We start from the raw sequence: 20,729 nt of genomic DNA, 5'->3' as shown, positions 1-20,729 counted from the left end.
ATGCGGCAATACACAAATAGAAATGAGGAAATGAAAATGGAAAATGAAATGAGGATATTGATATATGACAACAATAAATATAGGGATTGTCGCGCATGTAGACGCTGGCAAGACGAGTTTGACTGAGCGTATTCTTTATGAAACGAATGTGATTCAAGAAATTGGCCGAGTTGATAGCGGAAGTACGCAAACTGACTCAATGGAATTAGAAAGACAACGCGGCATTACGATTAAAGCATCTGTCGTTTCTTTCTTTATTGATGATGTAAAAGTAAATGTCATTGATACACCTGGACACGCTGATTTTATAGCTGAAGTGGAGCGATCATTCCGCGTTTTAGACGGTGCAATTTTAGTTATTTCTGCCGCTCGAGGTGTGCAAGCACAAACAAAAATTTTAATGCGAACATTGCGGAAACTAAACATCCCGACTATTTTATTCGTTAATAAAATTGATCGTAGTGGCGCAAATACTGAAAAAGTTGTAAAGCAAATAAAAACGATTCTTTCAAATGAAACGTTCCCCTTCTATTCTGTCCAAAATGAAGGAACAAAGGAAGCTCGTATTATTGAATATAAATCATATGACGATTGTATAGAACGATTAGCACCATTTAATGAATCATTACTTGAGTCATTTGTAAATAACGAAATCGTAACGGACACACTATTAAGAGAAGAACTTGAAAAACAAATACAACAAGCAAATCTGTATCCGATCTTCTTCGGTTCAGCACTGACGGGTATAGGAGTAACTGAACTACTTGAAAATATTCCATCCTTACTTCCAGCTAATAATCCGTCTCAAGATGAAGAATTGTCCGGTATTGTTTTTAAAATTGAACGTGAACCTTCTGGGGAAAAGATTGCATATGTAAGAGTTTTTTCTGGCTGTTTACACGTTAGAAAATATGTTGATATACAGCGCGGGGAAGCTCTAGCACATAAAGAAAAGATTAAGAAAATATGCCTATTTGATAACGGAGATGTTGTTCAATCTTCTATCGTTCCTAGCGGAGAATTTTGCAAAGTGTGGGGACTAAGCGATATAAAAATTGGTGATATTATCGGTAAACGGACCGATTATATAAAAGATATTCACTTTGCCGAACCACAAATGGAAGCAGCTATTGAAGCATTACCAAAAGAACGAATTCATGATTTATACGCTGCACTTATGGAACTATGTGAAGAAGATCCACTCATTAAAGTGTGGAAAGACGATGTTCATAACGAACTATACATTCGCCTTTTCGGTGAAGTACAAAAAGAGGTTATCGAAACAACACTTTATGAAAAATATAATTTACAGGTTACTTTTTCAAATACGCGTGTCGTATGTATTGAGAAACCCATTGGCATAGGGAATAGCGTTGAAGTAATGGGTGAAAAAGCGAATCCATTTTACGCAACAGTCGGATTCAAAGTTGAACGTGGTGAACTTAATTCTGGAATAACATATACATTAGGCGTTGAACTTGGCTCACTACCTTTAGCATTTCATAAAGCGATTGAAGATACAGTATTTCAAACGTTAAAACAAGGATTATATGGATGGGAAGTTACGGACATTATCGTCACGTTAACACATACAGGTTATGCTAGTCCTGTTACAACAGCAAGTGACTTTAGAAACTTAACACCACTCGTTTTAATGAATGCTTTAAAGCAGGCTGAAACATGTGTATATGAACCAGTAAATGAGTTTGAATTAACTGTACCAGAGCATGCAATTAGTACCGCAATGTATAAGCTCGCTGCTATTCCAGCGACTTTTGCAGAACCTATATTCAATAATGATTCCTACCAGTTAACAGGCTCATTACCTGTTGCGAAAACGGAGAACTTTAAGCGAATGCTTCATGCATTCACTGAAGGAGAAGGCATTTTTACAACGAAGCCATCTGGTTACACAGAACTGAAGGCCCCCTTCCCTACTCGAAAACGTGTTGATTATAATCCGCTGAATCGTAAGGATTATTTACTTCATGTGCTTAAGGCTTATTAAAGTAAAAGAGGTGCAAATTGCACCTCTTTTGCATGTATTGATAGGTTAGTTTGTCCTAATAACTTCTTTAAGCTTTTCTATTATTTTCGCTATCGCTTCAATTGAATTCTCTGTTTCAAATTCGCCAACGTTTACAGAATGGTTAGCGTTTTTGACAACTTCGATCTGTAAATTCGTTTTATGTAACTGATCAATTTGATCTGCATTATATTGGTGATCTTTATCTCCAATTACTAATAGCCCTTCATGATGACTATGTAGGATAGAATCAAAAATGGAATCAAACGTTAGTAAAGGTGTAAGTAATATCATCTTTGACTTTGCAAATTCTTCTCTCTTCATTAAATCATTTGCAATCGGAATTGTTCCAGGTGATTTCCCTAAAAACATCGTATCATTATATTGCTTATCTTTTAATACTTCCTTCATTATAGGATTAATTTCATCCATCATTACTTTCGTTATTTCTTCCATTGGTTTATTCATTACTTGATCGTTATAAGAATAATGAATATGTACTACATCTATTTTATTTTCGAGCATAAGCATCGTCGCGTAATAAAATAATGGTTTATCGTAATTGTATCCTGAACCTGAAAACATAAAGCATATCCTATTAGAACCTTTTTCGATATGTGTATATGGAATTACTTTGCTGTCTACATGAATCTCTTTTTTAATCCCCTTCACCTTTTTCTCCTCCGCATGCATTTACTTTTGTAAAACGATATGTTCTGTATGAACTGATACATCCTTTACTTTATCTTTTATAAACACTGGCTGTAAGTTATATGCATTTAGCTCTTCTACCGGCACCCACTTAAAGAAATATGTTCTACCTTCTTCTTCAAGAATATACTGGTCTGCCCCATTTGCAGGTAATTGTTTCAGCTCTACTTCATAGTAAAAACTAATTTCATGAAACTTTCGTTCAGAAAGTGTAAAGAAATTTTCTACCGACCATATTAATCTCTTCACCTCAATAGGAACGGCTAACTCTTCAGCAAGTTCTCGTTTTAACGCTTCTTCACTATTCTCTAGCATTTTCACTCTTCCGCCTGGTACGTACCAAAAATCTTCACCGTCACCTTGCAGAATGAGTATTTTATTATCCTGTTTACAAATTGCTCCGACTCGGTAGTTAAAACATGTTTCTTCAACTTTAAATGTTAGATCCATGCCGATTGCCCCCTATACTTTATTCAAAAATCGCTATAAAACTATTATGTATGTGCTGTACAAATAAGATTACTAAATTTTTCTATTCCATTCAATAAGTTTTGAACTTTCCGATAATTAGACTTATCCTTTATCATTACAAGCATATACATATGATACAATCACAGGGCACACTAGAAAAACATTATGGGGGTACGAATGGAAACGTTATTAATCCAGCAAACTGAGAAGTCAAATAAGTTTTGGAAAATCGTTGTGAAAGAAAAAGACTATGTTGTGTTTTACGGAAAAATCGGCACAGCTGGCAGTGTGAAAGCGAAAGAGTTTGAAACAGAAGAAGAATGTATGAAAGAAGCTAACAAACTAATTGCTTCCAAACGTAAAAAGGGATATACAGACCCGTGCCCTGGGGAAAATTACATAAAAGAAAAAACGATAACAGAAGAAGAATTTGGGGAACTACTGAATCGTGCAAAAACGAAAGGTGAAGACCAAGAAGAACAAATAGAATGGCTTACTTCTCACCTTGCTAAACGTACAGTACATGAAATTGTAGCTTTTGATACGCATATGCACCGCATATTAAAAGATTCTTATACGTCTCGTTTATGGGCAGCAGCATATATTATTATGGGCGGCTGTTCGGATGATTGTTTTGATTACTTCCGTGGTTGGTTACTATATCAAGGAAAAAAAACGTACGAAGCATGTATTGAAGATCCAGAACGATTAATTTCTGTATTAGAAAATTTAAGTGAATATGAAGTACCAAATATTGAAGAACTTTCTTTATACTTTGGATACACTGTATATGCAGAAAAAACTGGAGATGAAAATGATACTTACTTTACACTTTATCATGTCTTATCTAATGAAATATTCGACGATATAGATATTGAGTTTGACTGGAATGAAGATGACGAAGAAGGATTAAAAAAGATGTTTCCTAAGTTATGGGACATGTACGGGGAAGAACCGATTGAGTGGTAGACTAATATTAGGACTCTGTTTAACCAATAGACAGAGTCCTGTTTTTATAGAATCCTTATTTACACTCTCTTTATTTCATTCCACTTATCTAGCAGCTCTTTTTCTCTTTCCATTGAAATACCTGCTTTTAATTCCCATTCATCCACACTCTTCATCCACTCATACGCATCTGTAACTGTATGTTCTAACCTTCTAAAAGTAAGTCCTTCTTTAATAGCACTATTGATACTAATAGAAAATCCACCTTTCCACGGCTTCGTTTCCCCTTCTAATGAAAAAGTTTCTGGAATCCATAAAGGCATTTCTGTCCAAGGCTGCACTTTATGTTCATTCATGAACGATTCCTCTATCCAAACGAATTCAGCATCACTATTCGTAACCTTTTTACACGTATTTAATAGCTCTTCCATCGTCAAATCATAATTTGGACCTGTAACATTGAATATACCTGCTTTATTGTTTTCTGCCATATTTAGTCCCCAATTTGCGACGTCTTTTATATCAACTATCTGCACTGGACGGTCTTTTCTTCCTGGAACTAACACTTCTCCTCCCTTTGCTACACGACCAATCCAGTATGGAAGCCGATCTGTATAATCAAACATCCCTGAAAGAAGTCCTGCTCTTACGTGTAAAACACGCCCCGGCCAATACTTCTCTGCTTCTTTTTCACATAATACTTTCAGCGCACCGTAATACTCATAAGGAGATACTTCACCATTTTCTACAGCCTTTATTTGCTCAGCCGTCGGTTCAGGTTGTAATATATAGTCTTCTTTTATATGATGCGGAATCCAATCTTTATATACGGAAAGGCTTGAGATGAATATATAGTGTTCAATATTATCTTTAAGCACTTCTCCAACATTTCTAATGTGATGTGGAGAAAACCCACATGTATCTACGACAACATCCCATTTTCGATTTTCTAAACTTGATACATCACCATTTCTGTCACCGATAAGCTGCTCCACTTCAGGAAAAATTTCTTTGTTTGTTCCGCGGTTAAATAATGTAACTTCATACCCTCTGTTCAAAGCCTTTTCTACAACAGCTCTTCCCAAAAAACGTGTACCACCTAGTATTAGAATTTTCATGGTTCTCCCCCATTCGTGATAAAAAATCTATTCTTTTGTTTAACGATTTTTTGTTATGAAAAGTTACGGGGGATAATTTAATTTTTTCTACAAGTTCAATATATGTAATTCCGACGCTTTTTCTATGTTAAAAACAATAATATGGAAATATTCATTCTGTCGATTTCCATCTCATATATAATTAAAATATCGGATATTCGTTTAACCACTTTTACATACTTAGGCAGGTGAAAAATATGAATAAGCACATAGTTTATCATTCAACATTATGTATTTATTTTCTCACATCACTTGTATATATCATCTTGCTGAACATAGAAAATGGTCGTAATTATTTGGGGTTTACAATGGTTATTCCACTTTTAGCAGTTATTTCATATCAAACTTTATATAAGAAACAAAAAATAGTTCATACACTTGGAATTTCACGTCCAAAAATAAAAACACTAATTTTCTCTATATTATTGCCACTACTTCTAGGACTATGTCTCCATTTCTATTTTTATAATTATGATATAAAGTTCTTATATCATCATTGGAATGAATTAGGATTTCTCTTGCTCGTTGGTCTTACAATTGGATCTTTATCTGCATTATTAGAAGAGATTATATGGCGAGGGTATTTTCATTACTATTTACGAAAAAAATATTCATTCATGCAAACAGCTATTATTATAGCTTTACTTTGGTCTTCATGGCATTTACCAATAGCAATCTTTTATAAAAATTATGAGTTTCAGCTTCTAGGAATATTAAGTTATCTCTCTTTATTATTTATATTATCTATAATTTTAACGTACACGAGAGAATATGGCGGTTCTGTAATATCACCCGCAATTTTACATGGTATGTTTAATGTATTTTATTTAACAGATGTCGTACAAAACAAGTGGGATGCCAGCCTAATAGAATTAATTAAATTTACCTTACTAGCAATTGTGCTGGGCACGATGTATCTTATACTTCACAAGGTTAAAAAATAGTTAAACAGCTAAGAAAAAAGATGTTTCTTCTTTTAGTTGAAAGCAGCTTTAATAGATTATAAAGTACTTCAACACCTTGCAATTATTCAATATTCGTATAGGTGTTGAAGTTTTATAATCTTAGTTGAACAATTTTGTTCTTACAACACTTATATTAATCTTTTAAATGAGGAAATATGCACTCTTTAATCAATTCCCATCTATCCCCTGCATTCGGTATAATTTCAGACGCAATCACCACTACCAATTCCTTCTCTGGAATACAACAAATCACATTCCCACCGTCACCCATAGCACAGTATGAAAAGATTTCATCTTCTTCTCGTAACCACCATAAGTAACCATATTGATTTTGGTTCATTGTTGTCGATTCTTTTATCCATGATTTTGATAGAATTTGTTTTCCATTATGAATACCTTCATTCAAATACATCTGTCCAAACTTAGCCATATCTTTAACTGTTAACGTTAGTCCCCAGCCGCCTGTCGAAATACCATTTGGATCATGAACCCATCCTTTTACATCTTTTCCGAATAAGTCATCAAATCCAAACGCTTTCATATTGTAGTTTGGAATTTCTCTCATACCGAGTGGCTGGAATAAGTATTCATTCGCAAATTCACGTGTATTTTTTCCTGTTACGCTCATTATGATTGCTGATAGTAAATGAGCTCCTGCAGATGAATATTTAAAAGATCCAATCTCTCCGCCTTGTCCAATTCTATTTAACGTATATTCTATCCAATCCTTTTGTGTACATAATTCTTCTAGCGATTCCTGCCAGTCTACGAAAGGATGTGGAGCTGTCATCGTAAGAAGATGCCCTACTGTTATTTCAGATGAATGAACGTTATATTCCGGAAAAAATTCTATTACTCTTTGATCAACGCTTTTTATATAACCTTTATCTATACATATCCCAATTAGCGCAGAGATTATCGTTTTTGTAACTGACGCTACATGAAATGTATCATTTGGTCCGTAATCGTTATAATATTTTTCAAAAATAATATTACCTTTCTGCACTACTAACATACCATTCATATTTTCATATTCTTCTTTTATAATCTGATCTAACTTTTCAGCAGTTTTCATTATTCCTTCCCCTTTAACCTATAATTAAAAAGGTTCGATAGGTACATATATATCAACTATATGTTTATGCTTTGGATGCTGCTTTGGATCATTTCTATATACTTCAAAAGGATATGAGTCTCTCGGTTTATATCCGCTATTTGGAAGCCACTCACCGTATAAAAAATCCCATGCTCCTTTATATTCATCTTGGAATATTTCAAAATGACCTACCGCATACTTTCCAGAAGATATTACCATTATTCCTATGTCGCTTGTTTCTACTGCGGACTCATTTGGAATTGTTATACATAAACTTGTTCTTAAATGATAGTCCTCTGTAAATTCATGATGATCGTGGTAAATGGCTAATACTTTCGTATCCTCAAATACATGATAGTTTTGCTTAGTTGCGTAATGAAATAATTTCTCTATCATTTCCGGAAAAACTATAGTTAACTCTTCATATGTACCGATATGTCTTATGTATGCGACGTTTATATTATCCGCTGTTACAATTTCAACATTCCCTCGAACCTTCTTACATTCATTGTATTGAGAAGTTCTTCTTACGTCTTTGCAATTCTTGCTATTGTCGTTTCGATATTGAGACGGACTTACTCCATAATAATTTTTAAATGTACGGGAGAAAACTGCTGAATCTGTGAAACCAAAATGGTAAGCGATATCCGTAATCGTCATATCCGGGCGATATGTAAGTAGATTTGTTGCCCTTTCTAACTTCAAGCGATTCACATACCGAGATAACGGCTCGTCTACTGTTCCTTTAAAAATCCGATGAAAATGAAACTTTGAAAATCCTGCTACATCGGCTAGCTCTTCAATTGAAAGTGAATCATTTATGTGTGATTCTATATAATTTTGTACTTTGTATATGCGCTGTAAATACTCATTTCTATTTTGTTTACTCTCCATACTTCTAGCTCCTCACAACAAAAAGGCTAACTTTGTGCTAGCCTACTTTTACACATTTTTCAAAAATAAAACTCTACTACCGCCATTCCCGTCATAATTTGTATGTACCGATACACCCTCCATCTCATCATCCCCAGCCTCAATTTGAAAGCCAATCTCCTTATGAAACTGTATCGATTTTTTATTAACTGGTGATGTGATTGCTTTCACAACTTTACGGTTATTTGCACGAGCGACATCAAAGAAATAAGAATACAATGTCGATGCGATTCCTCTTCTTCTATACTTCGGATTTACCCCGATAAAATGAACGTACGCTTCCTCTTTATGCGTTTGCGAAAAGAACCCGCATAAGAAACCTAACGTTTCGCCATCTTCTTCAATGATAAAACTCGTTTCTTGAAAGTGAACGAAAAACAATTTTGGCAACATGGCAGCCATGTCTCTCCCGCCCCACCAATCATTTAAAACAGAATGAATCTTTACATAATCTTCCCCTTGGATGTTTCTTACTCGCATATGTTTCTCCCTCTCACTCACTTCATTTTTTCATAAATTTTAATGACTGTTTCTACTAATAGGATGAATACCCATATTCCGCAAAATACAAGAACAGACTGGAATAAAGAACCTAGCATAACAATACTTATTAAACCTAATTCTGGGCCTGAAATGGACATTTCATCAAATCCTATATTATGTATAAATGGACCGGTTGAAAAAGCCATAAAAATAGATGCTATTAAATAAATCACACTCATTATTTTTAATATTTTTATAGAAAGATACGAAGTTTGTTCTTGCTCCACTTGTGATAATTCGATTTCCCCGCTTGCAATTCCTTTTTGCAAACAGTCCTCACATAAAAATTCTTCCTTAATTTTTTTACCACCATGCAATGTACCTGTTATTTCTTTACATCTTTCACATTTTCGATTTATCATGTTGTTACCACTCCAATCTCGTAAGATTATACTTATACAATTCTATTTTTACCTTATTATCCCTTTTATGTATTTTATAGAAAGGTGACGTGTTTTATGATATCTAAACTTATTTTTGGCTATAAAAAGCCTACTAAGCAATATGTATTACGACCTAGTTGTTATGCAATTATTTTCAACTCAACTTCTTCAAAGATTGCTATTATCCAAAAAGGAGAAAGCTACTTTTTACCCGGCGGTGGTATGGAAGGTACTGAAACAAAAGATGAATGCTTACATCGTGAACTACTAGAGGAATTAGGATGGTCCATTGAAATTGATCGGTATATCGGTAATGCAATGCGGTATTTTTATGCTGAAAAAGAAGATACATATTATTTGAACGATGGGTTCTTTTACATTGCGAACATGGTGCAGAAACAAACTGAAAACTGTGAGAAGGATCACGTCCTAAGATGGATGTCTCCTTTACATGCTGTGGAACTTCTACTTCATGATCATCAAAAATGGGCAATTGAACAAGCGCTTTTATTACGAAATGAAAAAGGATCTCCTTCTATATGAAAGAGATCCTTTTTACTGTTAACTTACTTTTTTTAAATTGAGAGCTGGCTTTTTCATTCCGCCTTTTTTTACAACAAATAAACCGATAAAGATTATAAGCCCACCAACGAGTTGCATCATATTCATTTGCTCTCCAATTGTTACTGCCGCAAAGATAACTGCGAATAATGGTACGAGATACATATAAACCATTACTTTCGTTGAGCCTATTTGACTAATACCGACATACCACATTGCAAGTCCGAAGATAGTCGCAAAGATGATAGAATATGCTAGAGACCCCCAGCTTAGCGTATCTACTGGCCACGTTAAAGAATTTACGTTGAATAGACAGTATATCACTAGCGGTACAATTCCAATTAAAGTAGACCATGATGTAACTCTCATTGCGGAGTATTTTGTAATAAGAGGTTGTGCTAATATTGGATACCATCCCCACGCAATTGCTGCGACTAATCCAATTATATTTCCGAGCCATGCATACTCGTAAGTAGCTCCTCCTGTATGACCTGTTAATAAAACGAATGCGGCACCAATAAAGGCTACTATTGAACCTATTTGTACTTTCATCGAAAAGCGTTCTTGTTTGTGCAATACTGCTAATATCCCTGTAAATATAGGTGACATCGCAATTAATAATGAAGCGTTCGTTGCTGAAGTATATTTCACAGATAGCATAAACATCGTTTGATACATTGTCGTTCCAACGATGCCGACTGCTACTAATCGTAACCAATCTTTTCTTTCAATACGTAATGAGCGTTCCATCATAAAAGTAATAAGTAATAATACCGGTGATGCTACTAAAAAGCGTAAACTATTAAATTGAATGGATGACATAAATGCCACGCCATACTTTCCAATTGTATAATTTGCTCCCCAAACTAATGCTACTGATACTAGGAGCCATTCCATTTGCCATCGTTTCATCCGAATCTCCCCTTCCATATTTAGCATAGTAAAATTGGCTGGATATAACACCGTCCAATTGGCTGTTTTTTTACCCAGCCAATTTGTTATACTGAATGTATATAAGAGTTACGGAGGCGTTTTTATGGAATGGAAGCTAGATAATGACAGTAAAATCCCTATTTATCAGCAAGTTGTTGACTTTATTGAAAAACGTATTACATATGGAGAACTTCCTCCAGGTAGCTTCCTCCCTTCCGAACGGAAATTAGCTACACAGTTAAATGTAAACCGTAGTACAGTAACGACTGCTTATAATGAACTTCGTGCTATGGGAATTGTAGAAAGTACGACTGGTAAAGGAACACGCGTGAGTACACATATGTGGGGTGTTTCTCCAACATTAACGCCGAACTGGAGAAATTTCGTAGAAGGTGGCACTTTTTTACCAAACTTGCCGTTACTTCGCCATATTCGGGCGGAAGTACAACAAAATGAAAACATTATAGATTTTGCAAATGGAGAGCTCGGTTGTAACCTCTATCCTCACGATCAACTACAAACGATTTTACGAGAACAACCGTTAACGCATTCATTAAGTTATGATCATCCGCAAGGGTACCTCCCGCTAAGACAAGCGGTCGTAAAATATATGAAAGAATATTTAAAAGTTGAAGCGACTGAGCAATCCATAATGATTACATCTGGCGCACAGCAAGCACTTCACCTTATCGTTCAATGTTTATTAAATCCCGGTGATGCAGTTGCTTTCGAAAGTCCATCACACTGTTATTCCTTACCGTTATTCCAATCAGCAGGTATTCGTATTTTCCCGTTACCTGTCGATGAACACGGTATTAATCCAGATGATGTGCAAGAGTTATATAGAAAACACCGTATTAAAATGATCTTTTTAAATCCAAATTTCCAAAATCCTACAGGAACAATGCTTCATCCAAACCGTAGAAAAAAACTGTTATCACTTTGCGCAGACTTACGAATTGCAATTGTTGAAGATGATCCGTCCAGTTTACTTGCGCTAGAAAAAAAACAACCTTGCCCTACTTTGAAATCTATTGATGAAAACGGAACTGTCATTTATGTACATTCCTTATCTAAAATGATTGTACCAGGTTTACGAGTCGGCTGGCTTGTCGCCCCGCAGTCTGTAGTAGAAAGGTTATCCGACGCAAGACACCAAATGGAATTAGGTATGAGTATTTTCCCACAGTGGCTTATGCAACAATTTTTCGAAACAGTACCATTTCAATCTCATATCGTACCGTTACGAAAACAATTAGCAGAAAAAAGAGACGTTATCGTTCGCGCCTTAAATGAGCAACTTAACGATAAAATCTCTTTTTCAAACCCGACCGGCGGTATATACATATGGGGAAAATTAAAAGAACCGATAAACGAAAAACAACTTATTATGCAAAGTTTAAAACAAGAAATTGCATTTATGCCTGGTAGTATTTTCGGCGCGAAAGATGGTTATATTCGTTTATCTTATGGAAAAGTGGATATTGATCAAATTGAGGAAGGTATTTCTCGTTTGCGAGAAGCTATTTTAATTTGTGGAAAATAAGTAGCATCCTTACATATCGTCAATAGAATTTAATTAATGTTTAACTAAGTACATAAACTAAAAACCATTTTAGTTTATGTACTTGTATTAATTCATTTTTGCATTTCAATAAAATACGTATCATAAGACTCTTTAAAAGTGTAGCCTAGCTTTTTTGCTAGTTCAACAGATTCAGAATTTGCTCCATCCCAACTAGGGTATTTTCCTCTATCTAAACAATCTAATATAAGTGCAGATGCTACAATCTTAGCTAAACCTTTTCTTCTATGTTCAGGATGACTCGCAATTTCAATCTCGATCCCATCATCAAATATACTAAATGATGTTGCAGCAGAAACAACTTGTCCTTCATTTAAAATGGCGTACCCTACGCCCCTATCAATAAAATCATCAATTGAATCAAACTGACTAGTAAAATCTTCTGATAGTGCATGAAATGAAGAAGACTTTGCTATATCTTTATCGATTTTTTTCATTTCATAATCTTGAGGTAATGTAGACAAAATATCCTGTATGTATTCTTTATCTAAATCGCCGGGGTTCTTATTAAACCTAAACCTTTGAAACTTCTCAATTGATCCTTTGTGAACAGTCTCTATACGTTTTTTCCATTCTTCCGAATCAACAATGGCAAGAGTAAAATCAGGTAGATTATATAGTAACTCTTCCGCCTCTTTTGCGTTTGGATTCCCGGCATAAAACACAAAAATCCCTACAGTTATTTGAGCAACAGTTGGATTTTCAGGATTGTCTACCCACGCACTTCCCATATGCCCTTGGAGATAGGAAAGTACAATAGTACTATCGAAATTCCCAAACATCTCAACTAACTTTTTCCTTACATTGTTATCTGCTTTATAAATCATTCGATTCCTTCTTTCTGAAAATTATTATTATTACACCAATTATATATTAGCATATATTTTTAAATATATACAATTTTTGTAAGTTAACATGCGAAATCCTCGTTTGACAAAACCTAAATCTACCATTATTATCAACACGAACCTAGTTATAGGAGTGATAAAGATGAAAATTTACGTTGATGCAGATGCTTGTCCTGTAAAAGATGTAATTATTTTAGAGGCTACGAATGCAGAAATCCCTGTAACCCTCGTTACTAGCTTTTCTCATTATTCTAATGCTCAGCAGCCTAAAGGTGTGGAAACAATTTATGTTGATTCCGGAGCAGATGCTGCAGATTACCGCATTATGCAGTTAGCAAAAAAAGAAGATTTAATCGTAACACAAGATTACGGTCTTGCTTCGCTTGCATTAGCAAAAGGCTGTATCGTTCTACATCATAAAGGCTATAAGTATACGAATGATAACATTGAACAATTGTTACAAACACGATATTTAAGTGCAATGGTTCGAAAAAGTGGTAAGCGTACAAAAGGACCGAAACCATTTACAGCAGAAGATAAAGAGAAATTTAGAGTGCTCTTTAAAAGTATGATCGCACTTTAAAAATGAATTGTCTATTTGCTAGGAAAACTTCGCAACACAAAGAAGAGAATATCCAAATGAACATTCTCTTCTTGAGGTTTACCCGTTTAAAATGAAGGTAAATTATCTAAGTTATTTTCTTTTATTCCATCCGGTTCACTTCGTATAATATCTCTACCATACTTATGAAATACGTCCACATGAGCTAACTTCCCTGATTTCGCTTCACTAAGAGCAGTCATATAATCTAACTCTCTCCCGCTACTTGTTTTAAAAGCTATTAAATCGCCATCATCATTTTTACGAACAGCAACAATTTGTTCTGCTCCTGAATTGACTTCATGGTCTACTTCAAATTGAGCTTGCTCTTCTCCATGATGTAAGTATTCATTATACACTTTTTCAAAGTCTTTATTGTCCATAACCTTCACCTCCAACACTTTTTTTAGTATGGTTGGGAGGTGTTGGTTTTATGTAATTTCCTTTTAGAAAAATGTATTTTTAATACCTACGCAACCCCTTCAAAGTTTCCAATATATCATCTGTAAAGGCTGTACTACCTTCTGTCTCTAAAACTCTGAAATAAAAACTTCTTAAGAAATTTCTAATATTTTGTACTAAAATATCATACTGAGGATGCGGGATGTCTTCAACAATTGCTATACTATGTAACCAGTTGCTCCACTCTTCTTCTGTTAAAAGATTTTGATTACGTAACGACATAATTGGCGTTACTAATCTCTCATCCTCAAAGTGTATGTAAACATAGTCATTTAGGCGAACTTTCTGACGAACAGCTGCAAGAATCGCATATGAAAACTCACGATTTTGTATTGTACGTGCTAATGCATCGAGCGCATCCGCTGCATGTGCAGTAGAGTGTGCCCATCCTTTTCCTTCTACATAACCTCTTACATCTTCTTCTAAATATACATATTCCAGCACTTGTTCTGCTACGCTGTATAGTTGTTCTTCAGATAGCAACGGTTCTCTTTCATGAACAGATAAAATAAGTGGTGGAATTAAAACAGAAAACGCACGTTTAAAAACAGAGTCTGTTCCCTTTTCACCAATTTTATAAAATAAATAATCAGGACTAATTGCTTGTAACATTAACCCTCGTAGCTCTTTTTGTCTAAATACATCATTTGTAATCCATGTGTGAAGCGTACTATAAATTAAATCATCACGTAATTCAGCATCAGGTGATCCGATATAATCTAGCATCCACTGCGCATATGGATATGCATCTACGTCTTTTGGTACAGCATAATTGTTATTTTTAATTTGTAGCAGTTCTTCTTTTAATTCTAGTACTTCATTCATTATATTTTTTCTCCCCTTTTTGCGTTTCTTATTGCCTTATCCCCCGTTTTTCACTTTCTAAAGCTAATATAATTATACGAGAATTATAACTATTAATAAAAGGCTATACATATACTTTTGATTGTGTATTACATTCGCTCTTGAAATATAAGTTCTGGATTTGCTAAATCAGTATTCTGAAATACAACATCCGCACACTCTTTCGGATTATGCTCATCTATATACATCTTACAAGCCGCATGATACCTGTTTAAAAACATTTTTTCAGCTTCTTCATAACTTCCAAAAGCCTCAGTCTCGCGCTTTGCACCACGTTTTCTCGCAATCTCAAAATCTGTATCTACAAAGATTTTGTAATCAAATAAATGCTCAACGTCTTTTTTTAATAGAAATGTTCCATCTACTATGAGTACCATATTGGGTTGAGCCATTAACGGCTCATTATGTACAGGAATATCCGTTTTTAAATTATGAGAAATCGTTTCATACTGTAAATTCCCATTAGGTCCTAAAGGTTTTAATAGTCTTTCTTTAAAAGCTGTATAATCGTGTGCATCTTCATAATACCCTCTTGCAGATTCTTTACCTTGTGTATAACGAATCACTTTTGGGTTATGAAAATCGTCAATGCTAGCGCGCGTTACTGGTAACCCTCGTTTTTTTATTTCTTCCGCTACTTCGTTTGCAAATGTTGTTTTTCCTGATGCTGTAATACCGCCTACTCCAACTCTTGTTGGATGCGTTACATTTAACATTAAAATATGATTAGCAATTTCTTTTATACATTGTTTTCGGTTCATGATATTTCTCCCTTCATTTAGTTTACATAACAAAATTATAATTAACTTTTTATGTCACTATTTGTCGGTAAGTCGATATCCTTTGTCGAATCGTTGATATATTGAAAAAATCGTTGATATATTTTAAGTTATGATAGATATATTTGAAAAATCGTTGATATATTATGATTGGCTTACTTTCCCTTAAAACCTCGATACAATGCAGTTCGTAATTCTTGTTTGTATTCTTCAATTTCTGGCATATCGAGTTCTTTTGCTAGTCTGATAGCTAATTCAATATCATACGGTACACGTACGAGTTGTATGGAAAAGCTCGCTGCTTCTTTTTCATTGTAAATCCCTTCGAATATTAAATAAGAAGCTTGTGTAATTTCAAGCGGATTTCCTACACTACCAGCATTACATAACGTTTTCCCTCTGAAATTTTGAACGAATGCTTGGTGAACGTCACCGTAGCAAACGACATCTGGTTTTCTTTCTCCTTCTATATTCTCCGTGAACTCACTGTTTTCGAACATACTAATACGCTCTTCTCTTGAAGCGTGTGGTTGTATTCTTTCATATAAACTTCTCGGTGAAGCGTGAAACATTCGAATGAGTTTTCCACTCATATAAAACTCGATTGAAAATGGTAACCTTCTTAAATAGTCATTTTGTTCTTCCGATAGTTGTTTTTGATGCCATTTTAACGCTTCAAATTCCGTCGGTTTTGTGATGAAATCATCCCAGTTCCCCATTACAACTACTTCACATTCTTTACGAATGATTTCAATTACTTCGCTAGAATGAGGACCTTTTCCGACTAAATCTCCAAGGCAAATTATGCGTTTGATTCCTCTCAATTTAATATCTTGCAGTACAGATTCTAAAGCTGGAATATTACCATGTATATCTGAAATTACCGCAATTTTGTCCATATGTATTCCTCCTTTATTTATTAAATTCACTTAATTGGTACCATTTTGGAATATAGGATGAAAATTGATTATGATCTTCTAAAATTCCGTTTAATCTTTCCTTCATATCATTTACTAAATGGGGTGTGCTTCGGTTAGTCCAAACGATATCCGCTGGGAATGTCATTGCTGCGTATAATGAATACAGTTTCCAAAAATGTAGATCAGGTTCGCCTCCGCAATAACCGTGAACTTGTCCAACCGCAAATGGTTTGCTTATATTCGTTGTAAATAGTGCTACTTTATGAAAATCATGAATCGGATCGCCAAAATCGAATCTAGCAAAATCAATGACAGCCCGAAAATCATTTCGGTCAATCATTATATTAGACGGATGAAAATCGTCATGCAAAAATACGACGGGACGATTTTTTAATAAATCTTTATGATTTTCTACAAAATCTAGCACTGTATTTAAATTTAGAAAGTCTACTTCATATTCTTTCAACGCTTCTAAGTATCTCTCATATTTACTCCATATAGACGTTTCCCATGAATTACTTTTATCTTGTTTTTCAACTAAGTGAACCTTTTTTAGCACTTCTCCAGCCTTTTTTCCAGCCCTATACTGCTCTTCACTAGACAAAGTCATTAATATTTCTTCACCATCTAATCCATCAATCCACTCAAAAACTTGTACACATTTATTTAATTCAGTCAGACTAATGAAATGAAGTAATTTTGGCATGGGAATATGCAATAGCTCTAGCCGCTGCATATATTCATATTCTTTCTGCTTCCGTTCATAATACGAAGAGTCACATACTTTTATAAAATATATTTCTCCACTTTCTAATTCAATTTTATATTTTTCATCGAATGAAAATCCTTTTGAAATAACAGTCGCTTTCAAAATAAGAGGCCATTCCAGTCTTCTCTCTATCTCTCTATACATTTCTTCCAAAGCGTTCACCTCTATCAATATATGTACAAACTACCTAACACTTCATACTCCCGTTTATTTTCCCCTTTAAATTCTACTGCAAATGGATATTCGCCATGATTCTTCAAATATTGTAGTACTAGCCCTTCTCCGATTGGTTCACAAAACTGTACTTGAATGTCACCAAACGATACACTTTGACACTCCACATTCCATTCTTCATTTTTCACGACCGGACTTGCATATAGCTCCATTACTTCTTTCCATTTCTGTACTGTTTCTCGAACATTTTTCACTGCGTAATGAATCGTTTCAATTTGTTGTACGTTGTTTTTATGTTCAGTAATCGTTCCTATGTTACGTAAATCGTTTCTTCTTTCTTCGTCCGTTTCATTCCATTGTATAAAGAAAGGTAATTTCGGTCCGTTCTCTTCTTGCTTTATAAATAACATTTTCCACTCTAAAAGGCGGCCATCTTTTCTCATGCGTTTCCCTTCAAATGGTCCTATCGTATGTATACCGTGCTTACTAAATTTAACTGCTAGTTCTTCAATGGCATCTGTTCGAATTGCGATTTGTAGCATTCCTTCTCCATCTTGTAATTTCACTACTGTTTCTTGTACTAATGGATTGTCTGCTTTCTTCGCTTTTTCTTCATGTTGAACTGCTAAAAATTCTATATAAGATAAATCAAAATAACATAAACTATTCCAAGTACCCCAAGTAGCATGCTCTCCGCCTAGTACAGTATGAAATCCACGCTCCTGCATTTGTTTTGCCGCTTCTTCCGGTGTGCCATGAACTGCGTGAACGAGATGATCAAATCGTAACATGTCTTTCTCCCCTTTCTCTCCATCCTTTTATTGTATATTTTATTTTTCTTTCATTCAATTCAAAAAACTTTAAAACCTAGTTGATTTATACGATTAATGTGTATTATAATGAAACAAATTTCAATATTGCTGATTGGAAAAACCAAAGGCACTTTTCTCACACGGGAAAAGTGCCTTTTTCATTTACTATTACAGGGGGATTTTTTATGCAGAAATTAATTGTCTTTGCTATTATTGGATTTTTCGCTCAATTAATCGATGGAGCGCTTGGAATGGCGTACGGGGTAACGTCTACCTCACTTTTACTAATGTTTGGTATCGCACCGGCTGTAGCTTCCGCATCTGTTCATTTAGCTGAAGTTGTTACAACCGCCGCTTCTGGTGCATCTCACCTCAAATTTGGGAACGTTGATAAATACACCGTTTCCAGGCTTACATTACCAGGAGCAATTGGTGCATTTGTTGGGGCATGTTTTTTAAGTAATTTACCTGGCGATGTCATTAAACCGTACATTTCCGTATTTTTATTTACTTTAGGGGTTTATATTTTATTACGATTCATCATTCAAAAACAGATTGTTACTTCAAATAAACGTATGTCTGCTAAACAGCTTGTTCCGCTTGGCTTATTCGCTGGATTCGTTGATTCAACTGGTGGTGGTGGCTGGGGTCCGATTACGACACCTGTACTTTTGGCAAGAGGAAATGAAGCTAGAAAAGTTATCGGATCTGTAGATACGAGCGAGTTTCCTGTTTCACTTGCCGCAACAATTGGTTTCTTCATCTCACTCGGTTGGGAACAAGTAAGTTGGGTTTGGGTATTTTCTCTCATGCTCGGTGGTATCGTTGCGGCACCAATCGCTGCATGGTTAGTACGCATCGTTCCTTCTCATTTACTTGGCGTATTAGTTGGTGGCCTTATAATCTTTACAAACATTCGTACACTACTTACTACATTTAAAGTGGATCCAACTATTATTTCACTTTCTTACGTGGCAATTGGTCTTGTCGTTATTATTTCTATTTTCATTGCTGTTCGCAATCATTCCAATCGTTCTAACACACCGACAACTGGATATCCGAATGAACAAAAACAAATGCTTCCATAACAATAAAAATACCGCCCGATACACTTCGAGCGGTATTTTTTATTTTTCTAATTTCCAATTAATCATTGTTTCTGTAGTACCCATTCTCTTCATATGTAATTTCTCTAATACCCGAATGGAGCTTTGATTTTCAAGAAGTGTCTCCGCAATAATCATTTCTACCTCTCCAGTTTGAAAAGCCCAATTTATTAGTTCTCTTACAGCTTCTGTCGCATACCCTTTATTCCAATATTTCTCAATAAAACCGTAACCAACTTCTACTGTATGTTCCTCATTTGGTTTCCCTTTAAACCCTATATCGCCTAGAACGATGTCATCTTCTTTTCGAATGACATACCAGGCGCCCCAAGGTAATAAATCCTTATCCTGTTTTACATTTTCTACATGCCCTACAATATGCGGACCACTATTATATCCTTGCTCGTTAGCAACGTGTATACTCTCTTCTGTACAAAGCACTATATAGAGCCTTTCTGTTTCTAATTTCATTTTGATTTCCCCTTTTTTACTTACACGTTACTCTAATTATATCAAAAAATATGACCTGATTATGAATGTCGAATTATATTTTCTGAATTTTCTTTTAATTTTTGAAGGGTTTTTCAATATTTTTTGCGAAACATTTGTATAACAATTTTTTCTTTGCTTATTGTTACATAATAGTAGGTTCGGGTGGAGTTTTGCAAGCGTTTCCTATACAATAACCGATATTTTTTGATTTTTTCCTACAAAATATCTTGCAATATATTCAGAAACTCATTACAATTGCCATATATTAAAAATCTTAGCAATATATAAATCCTCATCAATCCGATGAGGTAGAGGTTGCGACTTTTAAGAGTAAAACGGACGAGATACAGAGAATGTCTAAGACTCCGTTTGAAAGGAAAAGTTGCCGAAGTTTATATTTCTTCTCTGGAAATATGAGCTGGGGCTGTCTCCGAAAGGAACAGAACTGTCACGTTTACAAAATTACCGTGTAAACGTGGGGTGCTATCTTAACGGAAGGGTATGATGGGGTGGTTATTTGTGAAACGTTCCGCCAAATTCCTTTGGCGGTTTTTTGTATTTTTCTCCCCCGCTCCTTCCTATCTTACAAG

23 protein-coding genes and 1 riboswitch are annotated in these 20,729 nt (G+C 34.9%); of the genes, 7 read left to right on the top strand and 16 right to left on the bottom strand.

Going from position 1 to position 20,729, the window contains the following annotated elements; genetic code table 11:
• Nucleotides 1-64 precede the first annotated feature (64 nt).
• On the top strand, nucleotides 65-2,008 hold the full coding sequence (locus MR070_RS11785) for an elongation factor G (RefSeq protein ID WP_242261345.1): 1,944 nt from the start codon (nucleotides 65-67) through the stop codon (nucleotides 2,006-2,008).
• Nucleotides 2,009-2,053: 45 nt separating this feature from the next.
• On the opposite strand, the gene MR070_RS11780 is transcribed toward MR070_RS11785, so the two are convergent.
• Both MR070_RS11780 and MR070_RS11775 read right to left on the bottom strand, forming a co-directional pair.
• On the bottom strand, nucleotides 2,054-2,698 hold the full coding sequence (locus MR070_RS11780) for an alpha/beta hydrolase (RefSeq protein WP_242261343.1): 645 nt from the start codon (nucleotides 2,696-2,698) through the stop codon (nucleotides 2,054-2,056).
• A gap of 21 nt (nucleotides 2,699-2,719) precedes the next feature.
• A complete protein-coding gene (locus tag MR070_RS11775) occupies nucleotides 2,720-3,187 on the bottom strand; it encodes an NUDIX hydrolase (protein WP_242261341.1) in 468 nt (155 codons plus the stop codon).
• A 198-nt stretch (nucleotides 3,188-3,385) separates the two neighbouring features.
• On the opposite strand from MR070_RS11775, the gene MR070_RS11770 reads away from it, so the two are divergent.
• Nucleotides 3,386-4,177, top strand: a complete 792-nt coding sequence (locus tag MR070_RS11770) for a DUF4240 domain-containing protein (protein ID WP_242261340.1) — start codon at nucleotides 3,386-3,388, stop codon at nucleotides 4,175-4,177.
• Between the two features lie 59 nt (nucleotides 4,178-4,236).
• On the opposite strand, the gene MR070_RS11765 is transcribed toward MR070_RS11770, so the two are convergent.
• A complete protein-coding gene (locus MR070_RS11765; RefSeq protein WP_242261338.1) occupies nucleotides 4,237-5,274 on the bottom strand; it encodes an SDR family oxidoreductase in 1,038 nt (345 codons plus the stop codon).
• 227 nt (nucleotides 5,275-5,501) lie between these two features.
• On the opposite strand from MR070_RS11765, the gene MR070_RS11760 reads away from it, so the two are divergent.
• Entirely contained in the window at nucleotides 5,502-6,257 is a 756-nt protein-coding gene (locus MR070_RS11760) for a CPBP family intramembrane glutamic endopeptidase (protein WP_242261337.1), read from the top strand.
• 154 nt (nucleotides 6,258-6,411) lie between these two features.
• Here the strand turns inward: MR070_RS11760 and MR070_RS11755 are convergent, their stop codons facing one another.
• From MR070_RS11755 to MR070_RS11740, 4 genes are read right to left on the bottom strand one after another with little or no spacing between them, the layout of a single operon-like run.
• Nucleotides 6,412-7,353, bottom strand: coding sequence for a serine hydrolase domain-containing protein (locus tag MR070_RS11755; protein WP_242261336.1), 942 nt, complete (start codon nucleotides 7,351-7,353; stop codon nucleotides 6,412-6,414).
• Between the two features lie 24 nt (nucleotides 7,354-7,377).
• Complete coding sequence (locus MR070_RS11750) at nucleotides 7,378-8,268, bottom strand: AraC family transcriptional regulator (RefSeq protein WP_242261335.1); 891 nt, start codon at nucleotides 8,266-8,268, stop codon at nucleotides 7,378-7,380.
• Nucleotides 8,269-8,316: 48 nt separating this feature from the next.
• Nucleotides 8,317-8,787, bottom strand: a complete 471-nt coding sequence (locus tag MR070_RS11745) for a GNAT family N-acetyltransferase (protein ID WP_242261334.1) — start codon at nucleotides 8,785-8,787, stop codon at nucleotides 8,317-8,319.
• Nucleotides 8,788-8,804: 17 nt separating this feature from the next.
• Nucleotides 8,805-9,212 (bottom strand): DUF3980 domain-containing protein, encoded by a 408-nt coding sequence (locus tag MR070_RS11740; RefSeq protein WP_242261332.1) that lies wholly within the window; start codon nucleotides 9,210-9,212, stop codon nucleotides 8,805-8,807.
• Nucleotides 9,213-9,308: 96 nt separating this feature from the next.
• Here MR070_RS11740 and MR070_RS11735 point away from each other — a divergent pair, with 96 nt between their 5' ends.
• Entirely contained in the window at nucleotides 9,309-9,776 is a 468-nt protein-coding gene (locus MR070_RS11735) for an NUDIX hydrolase (RefSeq protein ID WP_242261331.1), read from the top strand.
• 18 nt (nucleotides 9,777-9,794) lie between these two features.
• Here the strand turns inward: MR070_RS11735 and MR070_RS11730 are convergent, their stop codons facing one another.
• Complete coding sequence (locus tag MR070_RS11730; RefSeq protein WP_242261330.1) at nucleotides 9,795-10,706, bottom strand: DMT family transporter; 912 nt, start codon at nucleotides 10,704-10,706, stop codon at nucleotides 9,795-9,797.
• Nucleotides 10,707-10,830: 124 nt separating this feature from the next.
• On the opposite strand from MR070_RS11730, the gene pdxR reads away from it, so the two are divergent.
• A complete protein-coding gene (pdxR, locus tag MR070_RS11725; RefSeq protein WP_242261328.1) occupies nucleotides 10,831-12,273 on the top strand; it encodes a MocR-like pyridoxine biosynthesis transcription factor PdxR in 1,443 nt (480 codons plus the stop codon).
• Between the two features lie 92 nt (nucleotides 12,274-12,365).
• Here the strand turns inward: pdxR and MR070_RS11720 are convergent, their stop codons facing one another.
• A complete protein-coding gene (locus tag MR070_RS11720; protein WP_138321754.1) occupies nucleotides 12,366-13,139 on the bottom strand; it encodes a GNAT family N-acetyltransferase in 774 nt (257 codons plus the stop codon).
• A gap of 163 nt (nucleotides 13,140-13,302) precedes the next feature.
• Here MR070_RS11720 and MR070_RS11715 point away from each other — a divergent pair, with 163 nt between their 5' ends.
• Nucleotides 13,303-13,743 (top strand): YaiI/YqxD family protein, encoded by a 441-nt coding sequence (locus MR070_RS11715; protein ID WP_138321752.1) that lies wholly within the window; start codon nucleotides 13,303-13,305, stop codon nucleotides 13,741-13,743.
• 86 nt (nucleotides 13,744-13,829) lie between these two features.
• Here the strand turns inward: MR070_RS11715 and MR070_RS11710 are convergent, their stop codons facing one another.
• The 6 genes from MR070_RS11710 to MR070_RS11685 form a co-directional block, all read right to left on the bottom strand.
• Nucleotides 13,830-14,144 (bottom strand): DUF3892 domain-containing protein, encoded by a 315-nt coding sequence (locus MR070_RS11710; RefSeq protein WP_138321750.1) that lies wholly within the window; start codon nucleotides 14,142-14,144, stop codon nucleotides 13,830-13,832.
• A 79-nt stretch (nucleotides 14,145-14,223) separates the two neighbouring features.
• Complete coding sequence (locus MR070_RS11705; protein WP_138321748.1) at nucleotides 14,224-15,048, bottom strand: DUF2785 domain-containing protein; 825 nt, start codon at nucleotides 15,046-15,048, stop codon at nucleotides 14,224-14,226.
• 128 nt (nucleotides 15,049-15,176) lie between these two features.
• Nucleotides 15,177-15,848, bottom strand: coding sequence for a nucleoside/nucleotide kinase family protein (locus MR070_RS11700; RefSeq protein ID WP_242261327.1), 672 nt, complete (start codon nucleotides 15,846-15,848; stop codon nucleotides 15,177-15,179).
• A gap of 173 nt (nucleotides 15,849-16,021) precedes the next feature.
• The gene (locus MR070_RS11695) at nucleotides 16,022-16,765 is read right to left on the bottom strand and encodes a metallophosphoesterase family protein (RefSeq protein WP_139895257.1); all 744 of its coding nucleotides are present in this window, start codon (nucleotides 16,763-16,765) and stop codon (nucleotides 16,022-16,024) included.
• Nucleotides 16,766-16,778: 13 nt separating this feature from the next.
• Nucleotides 16,779-17,708, bottom strand: a complete 930-nt coding sequence (locus tag MR070_RS11690; RefSeq protein ID WP_242261326.1) for an aminoglycoside phosphotransferase family protein — start codon at nucleotides 17,706-17,708, stop codon at nucleotides 16,779-16,781.
• A 14-nt stretch (nucleotides 17,709-17,722) separates the two neighbouring features.
• A complete protein-coding gene (locus tag MR070_RS11685) occupies nucleotides 17,723-18,520 on the bottom strand; it encodes a VOC family protein (protein WP_242261325.1) in 798 nt (265 codons plus the stop codon).
• Between the two features lie 206 nt (nucleotides 18,521-18,726).
• Here MR070_RS11685 and MR070_RS11680 point away from each other — a divergent pair, with 206 nt between their 5' ends.
• The gene (locus MR070_RS11680) at nucleotides 18,727-19,629 is read left to right on the top strand and encodes a sulfite exporter TauE/SafE family protein (RefSeq protein WP_139895255.1); all 903 of its coding nucleotides are present in this window, start codon (nucleotides 18,727-18,729) and stop codon (nucleotides 19,627-19,629) included.
• A 39-nt stretch (nucleotides 19,630-19,668) separates the two neighbouring features.
• Here MR070_RS11680 and MR070_RS11675 read toward each other — a convergent pair whose 3' ends face one another.
• Nucleotides 19,669-20,118 carry a GNAT family N-acetyltransferase gene (locus MR070_RS11675; RefSeq protein ID WP_242261323.1) on the bottom strand — a complete coding sequence of 150 codons (450 nt, stop codon included), beginning with the start codon at nucleotides 20,116-20,118 and terminating at the stop codon, nucleotides 19,669-19,671.
• A 322-nt stretch (nucleotides 20,119-20,440) separates the two neighbouring features.
• Nucleotides 20,441-20,633, top strand: a riboswitch (Lysine riboswitch).
• Nucleotides 20,634-20,729: the final 96 nt, after the last annotated feature.

Source organism: Bacillus cereus group sp. BfR-BA-01453 (genome assembly GCF_022662915.1).
Classification (GTDB): Bacteria; Bacillota; Bacilli; order Bacillales; family Bacillaceae_G; genus Bacillus_A; species Bacillus_A paranthracis.
The sequence above is the reverse complement of the archived record's forward strand: the minus strand, read 5'-3'. Positions and strand labels throughout refer to the sequence as shown.